General features: G+C 71.5%; 1 pseudogene. It reads right to left on the bottom strand.

The features are described 5' to 3' along the window. Positions 1-156: 156 nt before the first annotated feature. Positions 157-260, bottom strand: a pseudogene (locus tag SB751_RS32235) (metal ABC transporter substrate-binding protein); the annotation flags it as partial.

Genomic DNA, 260 nt, shown 5'->3' with positions numbered 1-260 from the left:
CGTGCAGACGCTCGCCCGCGCGACGGCGCGGCACGCGCTCTATCGCAATGCTGCCGACGAACACCGCGCGCTGCGCGAACCACTCGCGCAGCGAGAGCGCGGGCGGGCTGTTGCAGCATTGGCCGCAGGCGGTGCAGGCGAGCGAGCCGGTGTCGATCACCACGGCCGCCGCACCGAATCCGCGTAGCGCGTGAGCAGGAAATGCGCGATGTCGTCGGAGTGATACGCGGCGATCAGCGTGCGCACCCACGGTTGCGCGC

It is taken from the genome of Cupriavidus sp. SIMBA_020 (assembly GCF_046535395.1).
GTDB lineage: Bacteria > Pseudomonadota > Gammaproteobacteria > Burkholderiales > Burkholderiaceae > Cupriavidus > Cupriavidus campinensis.
Note: the sequence above shows the minus strand (reverse complement) of the source record. Positions and strands in the feature narration are given on the sequence as shown.